Consider the following 18,387-nt stretch of genomic DNA (forward strand, 5'->3'; position numbering starts at 1 on the left):
GAGAATCGCCTTGGCGGTTCGCGCCAGACGCCAGCCTGACCAGACGATCGCTCGCCTTGATGCATTTCCGCAACAGCGAATGTGCTCAACTTGCAACAGTGAAAAAGTTTAGATTGTGTCCAATCGACCGGATCGGGGAAGCCCCTTTTCAGCCATAAAACCTGAGCTAAGGTCCGATCGTCACTTGCTCACCCAGACGCGGGAAGACACCGCCGGCGGCGCCTCGCCACGGCGGCGCACGATCCCATTTCTCTCGATAGGCGCGCGGGTAGTCGGTTGGCGTCGGTTGTCGCTTGGGCGAGGGCGCCGTTTTTGGCGTCTCGGGTTGAGAAAGTCGGGTCGGATATGGTCGGGTTTGCGCAAAAGGACGTGTTCTCCGCCGTTTCGCAAAAGCTCAGGCGCGTCGCGCTGCCAGCCGGTCTGTTCGCCGCCAGCCTGACGATGCTGATGACGGCCCTCGTCGACCCCGCGCCGGCCCTCGACGCGCCCGCCGCCCGCCCGCCGGAGACGACGCCCCTGCCGATGTTCAAGAATCCGCGCGCCGCCCTGCGCGCCGGAATCGAGAGCTATCACGCCGGCGACGCCGGCGCGTCCGTCACGGCCCTGCGCTATGCGGCGGAAGGCGGCGAGCCGCTCGCCCAATGGAAGCTTGGCCGCATGTACGCGGAGGGCGACGGCGTCGCCCGCGACGACGCCAAAGCCTACGACTATTTTTCGAAGCTCGTCGAGCATTTCGCGGACGAGGAGCCGGACCCGCGCGAGCGCTCGGTGGCGGCGCACGCCTTCGTCGCCGTCGGCCTCTATCTCCGCGACGGGCTTTCCGCCGCGAAGATCGAACCCGACCTCGACCGGGCCTTCGAGCTCTTCCGCTATGCGGCCACCTATTTCCGCAACGCCGACGCGCAATATCACCTTGCGCGCATGTATCTCGACGGCGCCGGCGTGAAGAAGGATCTCCGCCAGGGCGTCAACTGGCTGGAGCTCGCCGCGCGCAAGGGCCATCCTCAGGCGCAGGCGGTGCTCGGGCGGCTGATGTTTAGCGGCGAGGCGGGCGGGACGGCGCAGAAGCCGCGCGGCCTCATGTATCTGACGCTGGCGCGCGACGCCGTGGCCGGCTCCGCGAGCGAGCAATGGATCGTCGACCTCCACGCCAAGGCGCTCGCGGCGGCGAGCGAAGCGGACCGCAGGGCGGCCGTCGCCATGCTCGAGGATTACCTGCGCGAGCGCGACTGACTGCTCAGCCGGATGACGCCGCCGCGCCCCGGAACTTTACGGGAATGAGCAGGCGGCGCGTCCCGTCCGGACCCGCCGGCGGAAAGCGGCCCGCGCGTATATTGACCTGTATCGACGGCAACAGCAGACGCGGCGCGGCGAGCTCCCTGTCGCGCGCCTCGCGCGAAGCGACGAATTCCTCCTCCGTCACCCCGTCGCGGATCTGCACGTTTTTGGCGCGCTCCTCCGCGACGGTCGTCTCCCAGAGATAGACGTCGCGCCCCGGCGCCTTATAGTCGTGGCACATGAAAAGCCGGGTCTGCGGCGGCAGGTCGAGCAGCCGGCGAATCGACCGGTAGAGCGTCCGCGCGTCGCCGCCGGGGAAATCGGTCCGGGCGGTTCCGTAGTCCGGCATGAAGAGCGTGTCGCCGACGAAAACCTCGTCGCCGATTTTGTACGAAACGCAGGCTGGCGTGTGGCCGGGCGTGAAGAGAACCTCGACCTCGAGCCCGCCGATGGCGAAACGTTCGCCATCCTTGAAGAGCCGGTCGAAATCCCGGCCGTCGGGCGCGATGTCCTGCGCCAGAAAGACGGGACGGAAGATGTCCTGCACCTTCCCGATATGCTCGCCGATGCCGATGCGGGCGCCGGTCGCCGCCTTCACGACCTGCGCGGCGGAAAGATGATCGGCGTGGGCGTGGGTTTCGAGAACCCACTCGACCGTCAGGCCGGCGTCGCGCGCCTCGGCCAGAATGGCGTCGATCGAGCGCGAATCGGCGACGCCGCCGCCGGGCTCGTAGTCCAGCACGGGATCGATGATCGCAGCTCTTTTCGTCCCCGGATCGGAGACGAGATAGGTGATGGTGAAGGTCGGCTCGTCGAAGAACGCCCGGATCGTCGGCTGCGACATGTTCCCTCCTCGGCTTTGCGCTTGCGGACAAGATATATGCGAGCTATCTAAATAAGCAATATCTAATGTTATAACCCGGAGACGCGGCGCATGTTCGCTCCCGCCCTGATGAAACTCGCCGCCGGAACCCTGTCCGGCGTATTCGTGGGCTTCTCTCTCGGCCTCGTGGGGGGCGGGGGATCGGTGCTCGCCGTGCCGCTCCTCGTCTATTTTGTGGGCGTGCCGGACCCCCATGTCGCGATCGGCACCAGCGCGGTCGCGGTCGCGGCCAACGCCCTCGTCAACCTCGCCAATCACGCCCGCGCCGGAACGATCAAATGGCGTTGCGCCTCGGTCTTCGCGCTCTTCGGCGTCGCGGGCGCCTATGGCGGGTCGACGCTCGGCAAGATGATGAACGGCGAAAAGCTGCTCGCGCTGTTCGGGGCGCTGATGCTCGTCGTCGGCGCGCTGATGTTCAGGAGCCGCAGCGGCGAAGGCTATCCGCAAGTGCGGCTCAACCGCGAAAACTTCCCCCGCCTCGCCGCGACGGGTTTCGCCACCGGAGCGCTGTCCGGCTTCTTCGGCATTGGCGGCGGCTTTTTGATCGTCCCGGGACTGATGCTCGCGGCCGATCTGCCGATCCTCAACGCCATCGGCTCCTCGCTCGTTTCGGTCACCGCCTTCGGCGTGACGACCGCCGCGAATTATGCTTTTTCCGGCCTCGTCGATTGGGCGCTGGCCGCCGCCATTCTGGGCGGCGGGGCCGTGGGCGGGCTGATCGGCGCGGCGACGGGACGGCGGCTCTCGGCCCAGCGCGGCGCGCTCGCCATGGTCTTTGCGGCGATCGTCGTCGCGGTGGCGTTCTACGTCATCTGGCGAGCGATCGGGGCGCTGGGCTGATCAGGCGAGGTCGACATAGGCGGCCACATGATCCGAGGGCTTCTCGCCCCCGCGCATATCCCTCTCGATCTCTACGTTGCGCAGCCGGTCGGCCGCCTGCGGCGAGAGCAGCAGATGGTCGATCCGAATGCCGTTGTTCTTCTGCCAGGCGCCCGCCTGATAATCCCAGAAGGTGTAAAGCCCGGCCTCGTCCGTCGCGGCGCGCAGCGCGTCCGTGAAGCCCAGATTGAGGAGTCGTCGCCAGGCGGCTCGGCTTTGCGGGAGAAAAAGCGCGTCGCCGGCCCAGGCGGCGGGGTCGCGCGCGTCGCGCGGCTCGGGAATGACGTTGTAGTCGCCGGCGAGCACCGTGGCCTCCTCGAGCCGCAGCAGGGCGGCGGCGTGGCGGGTCAGCGACTCCATGAAGCGCAGCTTGTAGGAATATTTCGCCGTGTTCGGCGGGTTGCCGTTCGGCGCATAGATGGAGGCCACCCGCACGGCGGCGCCCGCGGGGTCGGAAATCACGGCCTCGATGTAGCGGGACTGTCCCTCGTGATCGAAATCGGGCAGGCCGACGGTCGATTCCCCGATCGGATGCTTCGAGAGGATCGCGACTCCGTTGAAGGTCTTTTGCCCGTGCAGGACGATATTGTAGCCCGCGTCCTCCACTTCCACGCGCGGAAAGGCCTGCTCCTCGCATTTGAGCTCCTGCAGGCAGAGAATGTCGGGCGCGGTCTCTTTCAAAAAGTACAGCAGCGGCGCGAGCCGCTGCCGAACCGAATTCACATTCCAGGTGGCGATGCGCAAAAGGGAGGCTCCCGACTCGCGGAAGCGTCCATGCTCCCGCGCCGATCAATCCAGCCGATAGGCGGCGTGACAGGCGTTGCAGGCTTGCACGACCTGGCCGAGTTCGGCAAGCGCCGGGCGCAGATCGGCCCCCTGTTTCACCTTCGCCGCCTCTTCCGCGAATTTCGACGCCTGCGCATGCATGGTCATGCCGAGCGCGCGCATTTCCTCTGGCATATGACTCGCCATCATCTTCGCCATGTCGCCGGGTTCGCCCGATTTCGCCTTGGGCTCGCCGGCGGCGGAGCTGGTCGAGGCCATGCCGAGGCGGGTTTCCGCGATCTTGGCCGCCCCCTCGCCGTCGCTTTTGGCGAGCGCCGCAAGTATTTCCGCGACCGCCTCCTGAAACGAGCGCATATTGGCGAGCATCCTCAACTTCATCGGATCGGGAACGTCGACCTCGATCCGCGTATCCGTCGCCATCTTCGACATATGCATGTGCTCGCGCCCGTCCTCCGCGACCGCGGCCGCGCCCATGAGCATGAGTCCGCCAATGGCGGCGTAAACCATTTTCCGCATCCCGACCTCCGTTCTTCGACCCTGCCGATGCTAGCGCGCCGCGCCGCGCTTTGCGCGACGGCGATTCGTCACGGCTTCTCCCCTCCCGGCAGCTTCAGAACTTGCCCGGGCTTGAGCCTGCCCACGCGCAGGCCGGGATTCGCCGCCGCGACGTCGCGCCAGCGCCGCGCGTCGCCATATCGTTTTTTCGCAATGCCGGCCAAGGTGTCGCCGCGCTGAACCGTATAGTCCGCCGGGACGGGAGTCGGCGGCGGGAGCGCCGCGGCAGGCGGGGCCGCCTCTTCCTTCGGGGCGGCGGGCGGCGGAGCGGCGCCCGGCTCCATCACGTCGAATTCCCCGCGAATCATGCCCATCCAGCAGCTCCAGGGAATGACCCCAGTCTTCTCCGGCGTGAATTCTATGGTCTGGCGGCCGGGCTTCAGATCGAATTCGAGGCCGAGCGAGGGAACGACGATGCTTTTGTTGCAATTGGTGATTTCCCTGGCGTCGATCACCCATTTGACCGGAACGCCGCGAATCAGGGTGAAGCGCGACGGCTTGTAGCCCAGCGCGTTGGCCTCCATTTCGATCGTCTGCTCGGCGGGCCCCGGAAGATTGGCTGCGACCGGCGCCTCGCCGCGTTGCAGCCGCGCCACGACCGAGCCGAGGTCGTAGCCCCATCCAGTGAGAATCAGGCCGCGGTTGATCATCACGGCGCCAAGGGCGACGACGATCGCGCCCGACGCCGTCAACAATCGATGCGTCAGCGCGCTCGACAGCATGGAGGCGATCACGCCAAAGGCGAGCATCACGGGAAGCGTCCCGAGACCGAAGGCGAAGAGCATTTTCGCGCCCTCGGCCGGGCTGCCCGTGCCAGCCGCCATCACATACATCGCCTGAAGCGGGCCGCAGGCGATCATCAGCCCGTTGAGAAGTCCGATGACGAAAGGCTGATGGCGCCCGCTCGCCTGCGCTTGGACCCAGCGCTCGAGCGGCGCCGGCAGACCGAGCCGGAAACGCCGCAGCGGCGCGAAGAGGCCCAGCATGTTGAGCCCGAAAACAATGAGAAAAAGCCCCGCCGCCATGCCGGCGACGCCGCGCAGAAGGGGCGTGAAGGCGATCACGGCGCCGACGGCGCCGAACAGCGCGCCGATCGCCGCGTAGGAGAGCGTCTTTCCCGCGCCATAGGCGAGATGGGAAGGGAGCGACGAGCGGCCCGCGCTCGCATCCGCCGCCGTATAGCTCACGACGAAGGCGCCGCACATGCCGATGCAGTGAAAGCCCGTGACGAGGCCGAGCATGAAGATGAGCCACAGGCTCATGTGCTGCGCGATGTCGGGCGCTCCCCCGGCGCTGATCCACTGCGTGTCGACGAAGATCAGCGCGCCGAGCGCCGCGACCGCCGCCGCGACCAGGCCAAGACGTTGCAGGAGCGGCCGCGTTCGCGGCGCGCCTGTTTCGACGCGGTAGCCGTTTTCCTCGACGCTCGCGCGCAGGGCGTCGAAGCCTGCTTCGGCCGGGTCATACACGACGGTGACGGTTTCCGTCGGATAATCGGCCTTGGCGCTGCGCACGCCCGGGAGCTTCCGCAGACCCGATTCAATGACGCGTTCACACCCATGGCAATGCATGCCATGGGCGCGGAAGACGATCGTGGTGTCGGTCATGACCTCCGCCCGCCGCGGCGAGGACTGATCGGCAGCGTTACTTGCCGAGCGTGTTGATCCCGAGCAGCTTGTACGCGGGGCAGAAATTGATGAAGGCCGTCGCGAGCGGCACGATTCCTATGAAGCCCCAAGGCGTCTGCGGCCCCACGAAAGCGAGGCTCAAGAGGATGAGTCCGGCCGCTATACGGATCATCTTGTCCGTTTTTCCAATATTCGCTTCCATTTTGAGCTCCCCTGAATGGACGCCGCGCTACCTTAAAGGAACGCGGACCTGCATCAGCGACTAAGTCTCACGGCTCCCGCGGCGCATCGTCGCGCGCGGGCTCCGGCGCGCCGAACAGCGCGCTCAGCGCGCTCTTCTCGCGGATGGCGTGCTTGACCCGCTCGGCGTCCTTTTCGTCTTCGACGTCGAGCTCCAGCCACATGGCGTTGAGAATCGCGAAGGCGCAGGCGAGACCAAGGCCCAGAATCCAGGAAAAATACCACATCTTGGAGGCTCCCGCTTTTCAGTAATACTGGTCTTCGGCCTTTTCGATCGCCGTCTCCGTCACGGGCCCGCGCAATATGTAATAAACCCATGAGGTGTAGGCGAGAATGATCGGCAGAAAGAAAACGACGGCTGCGAGCATGAGCCCGAGCGTCGTCTGGCTCGACGAGGCGTCCCAGACCGTCAGGCTCTGGTCAGGATGCGTCGAGGAGGGCAGAAGGAAGGGGAACAGGCTGAACCCGGCCGTCGCGACCACGCCCGCGACGGAGAGGCTCGAGGCGAGAATCGCGAGACGCGACCCGGTCGCAAGCAGGATCGCGGCGCCGAAGGCTCCGAGCAGCGCCGCGAGCGGGGCGAGCGCGGCGAGGGGTTGGCGGGCGTAATTCAGGAGCCAGTCGCCGGCGCCGAGCATCACCGTCTTCCCAAAGGGATTCGAAGGGCCGTTGAAGTCGATCTCCGATTCGATCCGATAGCCCTCGATCCCGGCCGCGATCCAGAGGCCCGCGGCCAGAATGAGCATCACGAGCAACAAGGCCGCCACTGCGCCGATCCGCCGCGCGCGCTGCGAGACGTCGCCCTCGCACTTGCCCGCGAGCCAGGCCGCGCCCTGCATAACGAGCATCGTGACGCTGACGGCGCCGCAGAGCAGCGCGAAGGGACGCAGCATGCCGATCAGCCCGCCCTCATATTCGAAACGCAGCGACTGGTCGAAATGGAACGGAACGCCGAGCAGCAGATTGCCGAAGGCGACGCCGAAAAGCAGCGAGGGCGCCACGCCCGAGAAGAAAAACAGCCAGTCCCAGACCGCGCGCCACAGCCGCCCGTCCTTTTTGCTGCGGAAAGCGATCGCCACGGGCCTGACGATGAGGCCGAGCAGCACCAGCAGCATGGCGAGATAGAAGCCCGAGAAAGACGCCGCATAGAGCGGCGGCCAGGCCGCGAAGACCGCCCCGCCGCCCAGAATGAACCACACCTGATTGCCTTCCCACACCGGCCCGATCGTATTGAGCAGCACGCGGCGCTCGACGTCTTTCCGCGCGACGAAGGGATGAAGCATGGCGACGCCGAGATCGAAGCCGTCGAAGACGGCGAAGCCGGCGAGGAGCAGGCCGAGGATCGCCCACCAGATTACGCGCAGGGTCATGTAATCGAACATCGGTTCGCCGTCCTTTTAGCGGGAAGCGTCATAGGCGGGCTGCGCCTGCGGCAGCGGGCCGGCCAGAGGCGCGCCTTCGACGGGCGCTTTCGGACCCTTGCGGATGTATTTGACGAGCAACGTGACGTCGACCACGGCCAGCGCCGTGTAGAAGAGCACGAAGGCCGCGAGGCTCGCCGCGACATTGGACGCGGGCACGTTGGAGACGCCGAGGAAGGTCGGCATCACGCCGTCGATGATCCAGGGCTGACGGCCGTATTCCGCGACGATCCAGCCGAGTTCCGCCGCGATCCAGGGGAGCGGCAGGCTGAACAGCGTCAGCCGAAGGAACCATGGCGCGCCGCAGCGGCGCCTGCTCGACAGATAGAAGGCGACGCCGAACAGCGCGATGAAATAGAAGCCGAGCGCCACCATGATGCGGAAAGACCAGAACAGCACGGGCACGTCCGGAATGGTGGAGCGCGCCGCCTGACTGATTTCCTCGTCCGTCGCGTTCTCGATGTCCTGGCGGATGCGCTTCAGGAGCAGGGCGTAGCCGACGTCGCGCATCGAGCCCTCAAGTTCCGGCGGCACGGCCGCCCCGGCGCGGCCGCCCTGTTCCGTCATCCATTTGTAGCCGGCCAGGCCGTTGCGGATACGCCCTTCGTTGCGTTCGACGAGCGGCTTGATCCCCTCCACCGGCTTGTCGAGGGAGCGGGTCGCGATGAGGCCCAAAAGGTAAGGGATCTGAACCTCGTATCTCGTCGTCTGCCTCTCGAGATCGGGAAAGCCGAAGAGGGTGAAGGACGCCGGCGCGGGCTCCGTCTCCCACATGGCCTCGATGGCCGCGATTTTCATCTTCTGGTTTTCGCCGGCCGTATAACCGCTCTCGTCGCCGAGCACGACCACCGAGAGCGCGGAGGCGAGACCGAAGCTCGCCGCGACGGTGAGCGAGCGGCGCGCGATGTCGACGTGTTTCTTGCGCAGAATGTAAAAGGCGCCGATCGACATGACGAACATCGCGCCCGTCACATAGCCGGCGCTCACCGTGTGCACGAATTTCGATTGCGCGACCGGATTGAACAGAACCTCCTTGAAGGAGGTCAGCTCCATGCGCATGGTCTGCGGATTAAAGGCCGCGCCCACCGGATTGGTCATCCAGGCGTTGGCGACGAGGATCCACAGCGCCGAAAAGTTCGAGCCGAGCGCGACGCACCAGGTCACGATCAGATGCTGCACCTTGGTGAGGCGATCCCATCCGAAGAAGAAGAGGCCGACGAAAGTCGCCTCCAGGAAAAACGCCATGAGCCCTTCGATCGCGAGCGGCGCGCCGAAGACGTCGCCGACATAATGCGAGTAATAGGCCCAGTTGGTGCCAAACTGAAACTCCATGGTGACGCCGGTCGCAACGCCCATCACGAAGTTGATTCCAAAGAGCGTGCCCCAGAACTTCACCGCGTCGCGCCACACCTCGCGGCCCGTCATCACATAGACGCTCTCCATGATCGCGAGCAGCAAGGCGAGGCCGAGCGTGAGCGGCACGAAGAGGAAGTGGTAAAGGGCGGTCAGCGCGAATTGCAGGCGGGACAGCGTAACGACGTCGACATCGAACATTTCAGCTTTCCTGCGTTGGGGGCGGCGTCCTGACGTGTGACGGATTTCCTCGCTAACGGCTTCCGCCCGTCGGCGACGCGCTTTCCGCGAGGGCGGCCGCCATATCCGCCGGCGTCACATGGATGCGATGCGACGGGCTGAAGAACAGAACGTAAAGCAAGAAAATTGCCGCCGCCTTGAAGACGAGCGCCAAAGTCAGTTCGCGCCTCAGCGTGCCGCGCGCCATTCCCGTCGCCCTCTTTCCGTATGTCGCCCGGCGCGGCTGCTGACCGCCCCGGGGCGAAGGTTGCGTCCTCAGAGGATGCGGCGCAGGCGCTCGATCCCGAGCAGCTTCATGATATAGCGCTCGTAGACGGGCTCGCTCTGCCCCTTGCGCACCTTGCGAAGGAAATATTTCTCGTAGGCGACTTTCGCCCAGTGCACCCAGCGGCCTTCGCTCGACCAGTTGACGTTTCTCGGCGGGATTTGCGGCTTTGCGACGAAGGCGACGCCCCGGTCGCCGAAGTCGGCCAGGCAAACTGCGTTCCACGTGCCCTCTTCCTTGGGCTCCTTCCCGTCGATGATCGCGGCGATGTTGTGCGCCGTCGCCGTCACCATGGATTCGATCATATAGCCCGTTTTCGGCATGCCGGTCGCGACCGGGGTTGGCTCCGCCGGCGGAATCGCGACGCAGACGCCGACGCCGAAGACGTTTTTGAAGGTCGGGTTGCGCTGATTCTTGTCGATGAGCACGAAGCCGCGCGGATTGACGAGCCCCTCGATCCCCATCAGCGCGTCAATGCCTGTGAAGGCCGGCATCATCATAGCGTATTTGAAGGGAATCTCGTGCTCTTTCTTCACCGAGCCGTCGTCGTTGAGCTCCTGGCACTTCAGCAGGCCCGGCTCCACTGCGGTCGTCTTCGCGTTGGTGACCCATTTGATGTCCCGGTCGCGGAAGGCGGATTCCAGCATTCCCTTGGTGTCGCCCACGCCGCCGAGGCCGAGATGGCCGATGTAGGGCTCGGAGGTCACGAAGGTCATCGGCACCTTGTCGCGGATGCCGCGGCGGCGCAGATCGGTCGAGACGATCATGGCGAATTCATAGGCCGGGCCGAAGCAGGACACTCCCGGCGCGCAGCCGATGATGATCGGGCCGGGATCCTTGCAGAACTCCTCCCAGGCTTTCGACGCGATCTCGGCGTGCTGAAGCGTGCAGATCGACTGCGTATAGCCGCCGTGCGGCCCGAGGCCCGGAATTTCCTGAAAGGCGAGCTTCGGTCCCGTGGCGATGACGAGATAGTCGTAGGCGAGGCTCTCGCCATTATTCAGTTCGATGCGATTTTCATGCGGATGGACGCGCTTGGCGCCCACGTCGGTGAAGCCGATTTTCTTTCTCTTGAACACGGGCGCGAGCGGCACCTTGAGTTCGTCGGGCTTGCGCCATTTCACGGCGAGCCAGGGATTGGACGGCGTGAACTGGAAGTTGGGAATGTCGGAGACGACGGTGACCTGATGCTGCTTCCTGAGCGCGTCGCGCACCTCGATCGCCGCGGCGACGCCGCCGATGCCGGCGCCCAGAACTACAACGTGTGCCATGTGGTTATCCTCCCGGAGACGCGCCGCCTGCGGCGACGCTTGTTATATTCGAACTATCTAAATTAGAAGATTGCAACAGCGACTTAGTCACGTTCGGCGTCGCAAAGCCCTCGCAGCGCTGCGGCGTCGATGATTTCCGCGCCGCCCCGCGACAATCGGACCCAGCCGGACCGCTCGAACGTCTTCAGGGTGCGGCCGACGACTTCCCGCGCCGTGCCGAGATCGGCGGCGAGCGCCTGCTGGGTGACGGAGATGCGGTTGTCGTCCCCGCGCAAGGCGAGCAGCCGCTCCGCGAGGCGAACGTTGATGCGCGTGCAAACGATTTCCTCGATGCGCGACATCAGCGTCGCGATGCGGCGGCTGTAGCCGTCGAAGACGAGGGCGCGAAACGCGGCGGAAGCGTTCATCAGGCCCGCGAATCGCTCGGCCGGGACGATATAGGCGACGACGTCCGTCTCCGCGACGCCCTCCGCCGAATAGGCGTCGTCGGAGAGAAGGGAGGCGGTCGTGAGGATGCAGGTCTCGTTGGTGGCGACACGGTAGAGCACGATCTCCCGGCCTGACTCGGTGACGCGCTGAATGCGCACCGATCCCGAGACGATGAGCGGAAACTGCACGCACTGGTCGCCGGGCCGGAACAGCACCGCGCCGCGCGGGATGTGCTTGCGAACTGCGGCGTCGCGCAGCATCGCCTTCGTGGGCTCGTCGAGCGTACGAAGAAGGGGAACGTCCTCGATCCAATCCGTCGGCATGTCTAGACTCTCGCTTCGACCCGCGACGCCCGCACCGCGTCATACGCTGCGCCCGCAACCCGAGCGTCGCAAGCGCCGCCGCCGCATCGGCGCGCGGCCATGCGCGCGGCGTCAGAAGGCCGCGCCGGGCCGCACGCCCAGACGCTTCAGGATCATGGCGAGCGGGCAGAAGCCGGTGAAGGCGGCCTGCAGCAGGTTCAGCCCTACGAAAGCCGCGAGCAGCATCCACCAGGGGGAAACGAGATGCGCCAGCGTCACGCTGATCAGCACCATGGTTCCGGCGAAAGCCATGACGACGCGATCGATGCTCATGACAGGATTTCCTTTCAGCCTTTCGCGCGCGGGCCTTTCCCGGCGCCGCGCGGGGGGAGGTCGCATTGCTGCGCGCAGAACAATTCGTAGAGCAGGCCGATGACGCGCGAAACACTGTCATTGGCCAGAGAGTAGTAGATCGTCTGGGACTCGCGGCGGGTCTTCACGAGCTTGTCCTCGCGCAGCCGCGCAAGATGTTGGGACAGGGACGACTGGCTGAGGCCGATCGCCTCCTGCAGCCGGGTCACCGACAGCTCGCCCTTGTGCAATTCGCACAGGACCATCAGGCGGTGACGATTGGCGAGGGCTTTGAGAAAGCTCTCGGCCTCCACCGCTTTCGGCGCGAGTTCGACGAGATTTACATTCATAGATGCTAAATTATATTTATCGAATATAAATGTCAAGAGCGCGCATGGCGGCGCGCGAGAGCGATATGTCGCATTTCGAGCGAAGCCGGCGCCATTATATTATAAAAATCGAATTTAACCAGAACCGGCTGGAAACCGGTGATTTCGATAGGAGGAAGTCATGGATGGATGCGATCGCGAGACGCCGTGCGGCCGTCGCCGCGCATTGCAGTTGCTGGGCGCCGCGGGCGTCGGCGCGCTCTTCGGCGCGGCGCCCGCGCAAGCCATGACGAGCAAGGCGGCCGCGGCCTATCGCGGCGCGCCGAACGGGCGTCAGCGCTGCGCCAACTGTTCCTGGTTCTCCCCGCCGTCGGGATGCGGCGTGGTGCGCGGGCCGGTCAGCGCCAACGGCTGGTGCAATCTCTGGGGTTGATTCCGGGCGCATTTTCCCGTCCGCTGCATTCTTCGTCGAGGGGATGCGGCGGACCTCGGCGACCGGCGCCGATTCATTCGGTCTTGCTAATTTATATCTTTTGAATATAACAGCCGAACGCCGCCATCTGGGGGACTTCATGGGCCGCTGCCGCCGTCTCTTCCTTCTCTTCTTCTTCGCCGCCGCGCCGTTCGCGCCCGCCGAGGCCGGCGAGACCGCCGTTCGCGTCGCGCCGATCGACGACATGAAAGCGGTCGTCGCCTCGGTCGAGCCCGCCCACATGCTCGTCGCGCGGGCCCGCATCGGCGGCACGGTGACCACGCTCAAAATCAGGGAAGGCGACACGGTGGCCGCCGGAGCCGAGCTCGCCGTCGTCGCCGATCAGAAACTCTTCCTGCAGATGCAGTCGCTAGACCAGCGCATTCGCGCGCAACAGGCGCAGCGCGACAAGGCGAAAACCGATTTCGAACGCGCGCAGGAGCTTTTGCGCCGCGGCGTCTCGACGAAGGTGATGTTCGATCAGGCGAAGACCGCGCTCGACGTCGCCGAGCGCAATCTCTCCGCCCTCCAGTCCGATCGCAGCGTGATCGAACAGCAGGCGGCGGAAGGCTCCGTGAAGGCGCCGGGACCAGGCCGCATACTGACCATTCCCGTCTCCATCGGCCGCGTCGTGATGCCCGGCGAAACCATCGCGACGCTCGCCGAGGACAATTACATCCTGCGGCTTCAGCTTCCCGAGCGCCACGCGCGCTTCATGCGCGCGGGCGACCGCGTAGAGATCGGCGAGCGCGGCGTCAATACCGGCGCCGGCGCGCGCAGGGAGGGACGCGTGCGCATCGTCTATCCCGAAATCCAGGGCGGCCGCGTCATCGCCGACGTCGACGTGAAGGGGCTTGGCGATTATTTCGTCGGCGAGCGCGCCCGCGTCTATGTGACGACGGGAAAACGCGACGCGATCCTCGCGCCCAAATCCGCCGTCTATCGCCGCGCGGGCGTCGATTTCGTGCGCCTCGCGGACGGCGCCGAAGTCGTTGTCCAGACCGGCGACGCTCATGGCGACGCGATCGAGATCCTTTCCGGCCTGCATGACGGCGACGTGGTGCGCACGCCATGATCGAGGAAAAGGAATTTCACCCCGGAATCTCCGGAACGCTCACGCGGATTTTCATAAATTCGCCGCTGACGCCGCTGCTGCTGCTCGCCTCCATCCTCGTCGGCCTCATCGCCTTGCAAGCGCTGCCGCGCGAGGAGGAGCCGCAAATCTCCGTGCCCATGGTCGACATCATGGTGCAGGCGAACGGCTACAAGGCGGAAGACGCGATCGAACTGATCACGCGCCCGCTCGAGGACATCATCAAGGGCGTCAACGGCGTCGAGCATGTCTATTCGCAGACGCGCGACGATCAGGTGATGGTGACGGCGCGCTTCTTCGTCGGCACGCCGCAGGACAACGCCGTGCTGCGCGTGCACGACAAGATCCGCGCCAACATCACGGGACTGCCCAAGGGAATCCCCGAGCCCGTCATCATCGGGCGCGGCATCGACGACGTCGCGATCGTGGTGCTGACGCTCTCCGCCAGGCCCGAGCGCGCGAAGGACTGGACCGACAATGGCCTCTATCAGGTCGCGGAAGAGCTGCAGCATGAGCTGACGAAGGTCGAGAACGTCGGCCTGAGCTACATCGTCGGCGGCAGTCCGAACCAGATCCGCGTCGAGCCCGATCCCGAACGCCTGTCGCAATATGGCGTGACGCTCAACCAGCTCATCGACAAGCTGACCAACGCCAACCGCTCCTTCCAGGTCGGCGCCTTCCGCGAAGGCAATAAATCCATCCCCGTCGTCGCCGGGCAGACGCTTCAGGGCGTGCCGGACATCGGCTTGCTGCTGCTCACGACGCGCGACGGGCGCCCCGTCTATGTGAAGGATGTGGCGAACGTGATCGTCGGCGCGGCCGAGCCCGACAAGCGCAGCTGGACGATGACGAAGGAAAAGGACGGAGAGCTGCTCAAGCGCCCGGCCGTCAGCATCGCCATCGCCAAGCGCAAGGGCGCCAACGCCGTGGTCGTCGCCGAGGACGTTCTGAAACGACTCGAAACGGTCAAGGGCCGCATCGTGCCGGAAGACCTCGAAATCGACGTCACCCGCAACTATGGCGAGACCGCCACGGAAAAGGCCAACGAGCTTCTCTTCCACCTAGCGCTCGCCACCGTCTCCATCGTCGCGCTCATCGTCGTGATGGTGGGCTGGCGCGAGGGCGTCGTCGTTTTCGTCATCATCCCGACGACGATTCTCCTCACCCTCTTCGCCTCCTGGCTGATGGGCTACACGATCAACCGCGTCAGCCTTTTCGCGCTCATCTTCTCCATCGGCATTCTCGTCGACGACGCCATCGTCGTCGTCGAGAATATCGTGCGCCATTGGCAGATGCGCGGCGACCGCGGCCTCATCGACACCGCAGTCGAGGCGGTGGCCGAGGTCGGCAATCCGACCATCGTCGCCACGCTCACGATCATCGCGGCGCTTTTGCCGATGATGTTCGTCTCGGGTCTGATGGGCCCCTATATGAGCCCCATTCCGGCGAACGCCTCGCTCGCCATGGTCTTCTCCTTCTTCGTCGCCATGACGATCACGCCCTGGCTCCTGCTGAAGATCGCCGGCGGTCGTTTCGAACAGAAGGGCGGCGCGGGCCATGACCATTCGCACGAGCGCGGCGCCATGGGCGATTTCTACGCCCGCGTCGCGACGCCTCTGTTGCAGGGACGCGACCGGTCGAAGAAGTTCCTCGCCGCCGTCGGCGTCGCGACGCTGCTCTCCATGGGGCTCTTTTACACGAAGAGCGTGCGCGTGAAGCTGCTGCCCTTCGACAACAAGTCGGAAATCGCCGTCGTCGTCGACCTGCCGCGCGGCGCCTCGCTCGAAGAGACCGACCGCGTGCTCACGTCGGCCGCCGAGCGACTGAAGGACATTCCCGAACTCACCTCCATCCAGTCCTATGCGGGAACGGCCGCGCCCTTCAACTTCAACGGCCTCGTGCGCCATTATTACGTGCGCTCGGCGCCGGAGATGGGCGATCTCGCCATCAATCTGCTGCCCAAGGACGAGCGCAAGCGCGCCTCCCACGCCATCGCGCTCGAAATCCGCGAGAAGCTCAAGGGCTTGCCCATGCCCGAGCATACGGCGGTCAAGGTCGTGGAGGTGCCGCCGGGCCCCCCCGTGCTGTCGACGCTGCTCGCCGAGGTCTATGGTCCCGACGCGCAGACGCGCCGCGACCTTGCGACCAAGCTGCGCAAAGCCTTCGACAATGTCGATTTCGTCGTCGACACCGACGATTCGTTCGGCCAGCGCGCCGAGCGGCTGCGCTTCGAAATCGATCAGGAAGCGCTGGAATTTCACGGCGTCGAGGAGCGCGCGGTCTATGACACGATCGGCGCGCTGGTCGGCGGCGTGAAGATCGGCTTCTCGCAACGGGGCGGCGGCGCCAAGCCCATCGACATCGCCGTCGCGCTGCCGCTTTCCGAAATGACGCCCAGCGAGCGCATCCTGTCGACGCCGCTGCCCGCCGGCGGCACGGTGCGCCAGGGCGCGAATGTCGAGCTCGGCGACGTGGTGAAGGCGACGCGCGAACTCGGGTCCTACCCGATCTTCCGTCACAATGGCCGCTTCGCCGAAATGGTGAGCGCCGAGGTGGCCGGCCGTTTCGAGGCGCCGATCTACGGCATGTTCGCGGTCGAGGACGAGATCAAGAAGATCGACTGGGGCAAGGACGGCGCGCCGACGATCAAATATCACGGCCAGCCGCTCGACGACTCGCAGCCGACCTTCCTGTGGGACGGCGAGTGGGAAGTGACCTACGTCACCTTCCGCGACATGGGCGCCGCCTTCATGGTCGCGCTGCTCGGCATCTATCTTCTCGTCGTCGCGCAGTTCGGCTCCTTCAAGCTGCCGCTCGTCATTCTGGCGCCCGTGCCGCTGACGCTCGTCGGCATCGTCATCGGGCATCTCCTCTTCAACGCCGCCTTCACGGCGACGTCGATGATCGGCTTCATCGCGCTTGCGGGCATTGTCGTGCGCAACTCCATCCTGCTCGTCGATTTCATCCGGCATCTGCGCGAGAAGGGCATGCCCCTGCGCGCGGCGCTGGTGGAAGCCGGCGCGGTGCGCTTCAAGCCGATCTTCCTCACCGCCGCGGCGGCGATCATCGGCGCGGCCTTCATCCTGACCGATCCGATCTTCCAGGGCCTCGCCATTTCGCTCGTCTTCGGCCTCGCGTCGTCGACGGCGCTGACGCTGCTGGTGATCCCCGCCATCTACGTCGTCCTGCGCGACGACGAACGGCCCCCGGCGCCTCCGGCGCCAGACGCAACGAGGAAAACCGCATGACCAACGACTGGCCGGAACTGGCCAAGGCGCTTTCCGCCGACATCCGAAATCTGCGCGTCGGCGCGCCCGACGTGATGAAGGCCTTCTCCTCCATGGCGACGTCGGCCGGCGCGCCGGGCGCCCTCGACGCCAAAACGAAGGAGTTGATCGCGCTCGCCGTGAGCGTTTCCGTCCGCTGCGACGACTGCATCGCCTTCCACGCCAAGGCCGCGGCGCAACGCGGCGCGACGCGGGAGGAGATCCTCGAGACGCTCGGCATGGCGATCTACATGGGCGCCGGACCCTCCGTGATGTACGCGAGCCACGCGCTCGCGGCCTTCACGCAGTTCGACGCCGAAAAAACCGGCCAGGCGCAAGCCGGCTGACAACGAAAGGAAATGAATATGCTGTCAGGTCTGATGTCCAAGCTCACCGGCGGCGGCGACCTGCCGACCATCGAGCACGACGACTTCGCGCGCGTCGTTAAGGAAGGCTCCTGCGCCATCGTCGACGTGCGCGAGCCGCATGAATACGCCGCGGGCCACGTGCCCGGCGCGAAGAATCTGCCGCTTTCGCAGTTCGACCCGTCGAAGCTCCCGAAAGGCGAATGCGTCATCATCTGTCAGGCCGGCGGCCGCTCCGCGAAGGCGCTCGGCCAGGCGATTCAGGCGGGCCGCAAGGACGTGCGCCATTACGCGCCCGGCACAGGCGGCTGGCGCGCGCGCGGCGGCTCCATTCAGGCGTAACCGCCAGGGCCAGACATTCGCGCTCCTCCCCGAGGGGAGGGGCCGAACCCTTGGGCCGCCTTGCGCGGGAGACCGCCGGGTCAGCCGCCGTAACGCGCGAAAAGGAATTGCGTATCGCCGTAGCGGCGCGCGTCTTCCTGTTCCAGAGCGGCCGGCAAATCGATCGCCGCGTCCGCCGTTTCCTCGATTACGACGACCGCGCCCTGCGCGAGCCAGCCGCCGTCGGTCAGGGCGCGCAACGTGGGCGCGGCGAGGCCCCTGCCGTAGGGCGGATCGAGAAAAGCCAGAGAAAATATGTCCCCGGAGGGCGCGGCGCCGAGCTTCGTCGCGTCGCGGCGGAAAATCCGCGTGACGCCGCCGAGGCCCAGCGCCTCGATATTGGCGCGCAGCAGCGCGCGCGCCTCGGCGCCCTCGTCGACGAAGAGCGCCCGCGCGGCGCCGCGCGACAGCGCCTCGAGACCCAACGCCCCCGTGCCCGCGTAAAGGTCGATGACGGCGGCGCCCGGAACCGGATCGCCGAAACGATGCGCAAGAATGTCGAAGACCGATTCGCGCAGACGGTCGGAGGTGGGCCGGATCGCCTGTCCGCGCGGACTCGCGATGGCGCGCCCGCGCAGCGCGCCGCCGACGATGCGCATG

Annotated in this window: 20 protein-coding genes and 1 pseudogene; 7 read left to right on the forward strand and 14 right to left on the reverse strand. The window is 65.9% G+C overall.

Annotated features, from left to right (window positions below):
* Nucleotides 1-345: 345 nt before the first annotated feature.
* Nucleotides 346-1,233, forward strand: a complete 888-nt coding sequence (locus tag ACV959_RS00595; protein WP_475737999.1) for a tetratricopeptide repeat protein — start codon at nucleotides 346-348, stop codon at nucleotides 1,231-1,233.
* A 4-nt stretch (nucleotides 1,234-1,237) separates the two neighbouring features.
* Here the strand turns inward: ACV959_RS00595 and ACV959_RS00600 are convergent, their stop codons facing one another.
* Nucleotides 1,238-2,122 carry an MBL fold metallo-hydrolase gene (locus ACV959_RS00600; protein WP_475738000.1) on the reverse strand — a complete coding sequence of 295 codons (885 nt, stop codon included), beginning with the start codon at nucleotides 2,120-2,122 and terminating at the stop codon, nucleotides 1,238-1,240.
* 90 nt (nucleotides 2,123-2,212) lie between these two features.
* Here ACV959_RS00600 and ACV959_RS00605 point away from each other — a divergent pair, with 90 nt between their 5' ends.
* Nucleotides 2,213-3,001: a sulfite exporter TauE/SafE family protein gene (locus tag ACV959_RS00605; protein ID WP_475738001.1), complete on the forward strand. Its 789-nt coding sequence runs from the start codon at nucleotides 2,213-2,215 to the stop codon at nucleotides 2,999-3,001.
* Here the strand turns inward: ACV959_RS00605 and xth are convergent, their stop codons facing one another.
* The 12 genes and pseudogenes from xth to ACV959_RS00665 all read right to left on the reverse strand — a co-directional run bounded on the left by xth (nucleotide 3,002) and on the right by ACV959_RS00665 (nucleotide 12,231).
* Nucleotides 3,002-3,784: an exodeoxyribonuclease III gene (gene xth, locus ACV959_RS00610; protein WP_475738002.1), complete on the reverse strand. Its 783-nt coding sequence runs from the start codon at nucleotides 3,782-3,784 to the stop codon at nucleotides 3,002-3,004.
* Nucleotides 3,785-3,829: 45 nt separating this feature from the next.
* Nucleotides 3,830-4,342 carry a hypothetical protein gene (locus ACV959_RS00615; protein ID WP_475738003.1) on the reverse strand — a complete coding sequence of 171 codons (513 nt, stop codon included), beginning with the start codon at nucleotides 4,340-4,342 and terminating at the stop codon, nucleotides 3,830-3,832.
* A gap of 68 nt (nucleotides 4,343-4,410) precedes the next feature.
* A complete protein-coding gene (locus tag ACV959_RS00620) occupies nucleotides 4,411-5,988 on the reverse strand; it encodes an urease accessory protein UreH domain-containing protein (RefSeq protein ID WP_475738004.1) in 1,578 nt (525 codons plus the stop codon).
* Nucleotides 5,989-6,025: 37 nt separating this feature from the next.
* Nucleotides 6,026-6,211 carry a YgaP family membrane protein gene (locus ACV959_RS00625; RefSeq protein WP_475738005.1) on the reverse strand — a complete coding sequence of 62 codons (186 nt, stop codon included), beginning with the start codon at nucleotides 6,209-6,211 and terminating at the stop codon, nucleotides 6,026-6,028.
* A gap of 169 nt (nucleotides 6,212-6,380) precedes the next feature.
* Nucleotides 6,381-6,476: pseudogene (cydX, locus tag ACV959_RS00630) on the reverse strand (cytochrome bd-I oxidase subunit CydX); the annotation flags it as partial.
* Between the two features lie 18 nt (nucleotides 6,477-6,494).
* Nucleotides 6,495-7,631: a cytochrome d ubiquinol oxidase subunit II gene (gene cydB, locus ACV959_RS00635; protein WP_475738006.1), complete on the reverse strand. Its 1,137-nt coding sequence runs from the start codon at nucleotides 7,629-7,631 to the stop codon at nucleotides 6,495-6,497.
* Between the two features lie 15 nt (nucleotides 7,632-7,646).
* The gene (locus ACV959_RS00640; protein WP_475738007.1) at nucleotides 7,647-9,224 is read right to left on the reverse strand and encodes a cytochrome ubiquinol oxidase subunit I; all 1,578 of its coding nucleotides are present in this window, start codon (nucleotides 9,222-9,224) and stop codon (nucleotides 7,647-7,649) included.
* A 52-nt stretch (nucleotides 9,225-9,276) separates the two neighbouring features.
* Nucleotides 9,277-9,450, reverse strand: coding sequence for a cytochrome oxidase putative small subunit CydP (gene cydP / locus ACV959_RS00645; RefSeq protein WP_475738008.1), 174 nt, complete (start codon nucleotides 9,448-9,450; stop codon nucleotides 9,277-9,279).
* Nucleotides 9,451-9,518: 68 nt separating this feature from the next.
* Nucleotides 9,519-10,799, reverse strand: coding sequence for an NAD(P)/FAD-dependent oxidoreductase (locus tag ACV959_RS00650; protein ID WP_475738009.1), 1,281 nt, complete (start codon nucleotides 10,797-10,799; stop codon nucleotides 9,519-9,521).
* Nucleotides 10,800-10,882: 83 nt separating this feature from the next.
* Nucleotides 10,883-11,551: a Crp/Fnr family transcriptional regulator gene (locus tag ACV959_RS00655; protein ID WP_475738010.1), complete on the reverse strand. Its 669-nt coding sequence runs from the start codon at nucleotides 11,549-11,551 to the stop codon at nucleotides 10,883-10,885.
* Between the two features lie 111 nt (nucleotides 11,552-11,662).
* A complete protein-coding gene (locus ACV959_RS00660; RefSeq protein ID WP_475738011.1) occupies nucleotides 11,663-11,863 on the reverse strand; it encodes a YgaP family membrane protein in 201 nt (66 codons plus the stop codon).
* Between the two features lie 14 nt (nucleotides 11,864-11,877).
* Nucleotides 11,878-12,231 (reverse strand): ArsR/SmtB family transcription factor, encoded by a 354-nt coding sequence (locus ACV959_RS00665; RefSeq protein ID WP_475738012.1) that lies wholly within the window; start codon nucleotides 12,229-12,231, stop codon nucleotides 11,878-11,880.
* A gap of 160 nt (nucleotides 12,232-12,391) precedes the next feature.
* Here ACV959_RS00665 and ACV959_RS00670 point away from each other — a divergent pair, with 160 nt between their 5' ends.
* The 5 genes from ACV959_RS00670 (at nucleotide 12,392) to ACV959_RS00690 (ending at nucleotide 17,748) form a co-directional block, all read left to right on the forward strand.
* On the forward strand, nucleotides 12,392-12,643 hold the full coding sequence (locus ACV959_RS00670; RefSeq protein ID WP_475738013.1) for a high-potential iron-sulfur protein: 252 nt from the start codon (nucleotides 12,392-12,394) through the stop codon (nucleotides 12,641-12,643).
* Nucleotides 12,644-12,782: 139 nt separating this feature from the next.
* Nucleotides 12,783-13,757: an efflux RND transporter periplasmic adaptor subunit gene (locus tag ACV959_RS00675; protein ID WP_475738014.1), complete on the forward strand. Its 975-nt coding sequence runs from the start codon at nucleotides 12,783-12,785 to the stop codon at nucleotides 13,755-13,757.
* Complete coding sequence (locus ACV959_RS00680; protein ID WP_475738015.1) at nucleotides 13,754-17,023, forward strand: efflux RND transporter permease subunit; 3,270 nt, start codon at nucleotides 13,754-13,756, stop codon at nucleotides 17,021-17,023. Before ACV959_RS00675 ends, ACV959_RS00680 begins: the two co-directional genes overlap by 4 nt.
* Complete coding sequence (locus ACV959_RS00685; protein WP_475738016.1) at nucleotides 17,020-17,388, forward strand: carboxymuconolactone decarboxylase family protein; 369 nt, start codon at nucleotides 17,020-17,022, stop codon at nucleotides 17,386-17,388. Before ACV959_RS00680 ends, ACV959_RS00685 begins: the two co-directional genes overlap by 4 nt.
* Nucleotides 17,389-17,406: 18 nt before the next feature.
* Complete coding sequence (locus ACV959_RS00690) at nucleotides 17,407-17,748, forward strand: rhodanese-like domain-containing protein (protein ID WP_475738017.1); 342 nt, start codon at nucleotides 17,407-17,409, stop codon at nucleotides 17,746-17,748.
* Nucleotides 17,749-17,828: 80 nt separating this feature from the next.
* Here the strand turns inward: ACV959_RS00690 and rsmD are convergent, their stop codons facing one another.
* Nucleotides 17,829-18,386, reverse strand: a complete 558-nt coding sequence (gene rsmD / locus ACV959_RS00695) for a 16S rRNA (guanine(966)-N(2))-methyltransferase RsmD (RefSeq protein ID WP_475738018.1) — start codon at nucleotides 18,384-18,386, stop codon at nucleotides 17,829-17,831.
* Nucleotide 18,387 lies beyond the last annotated feature (1 nt).

This window comes from Methylocystis sp. Se48, from assembly GCF_056269425.1.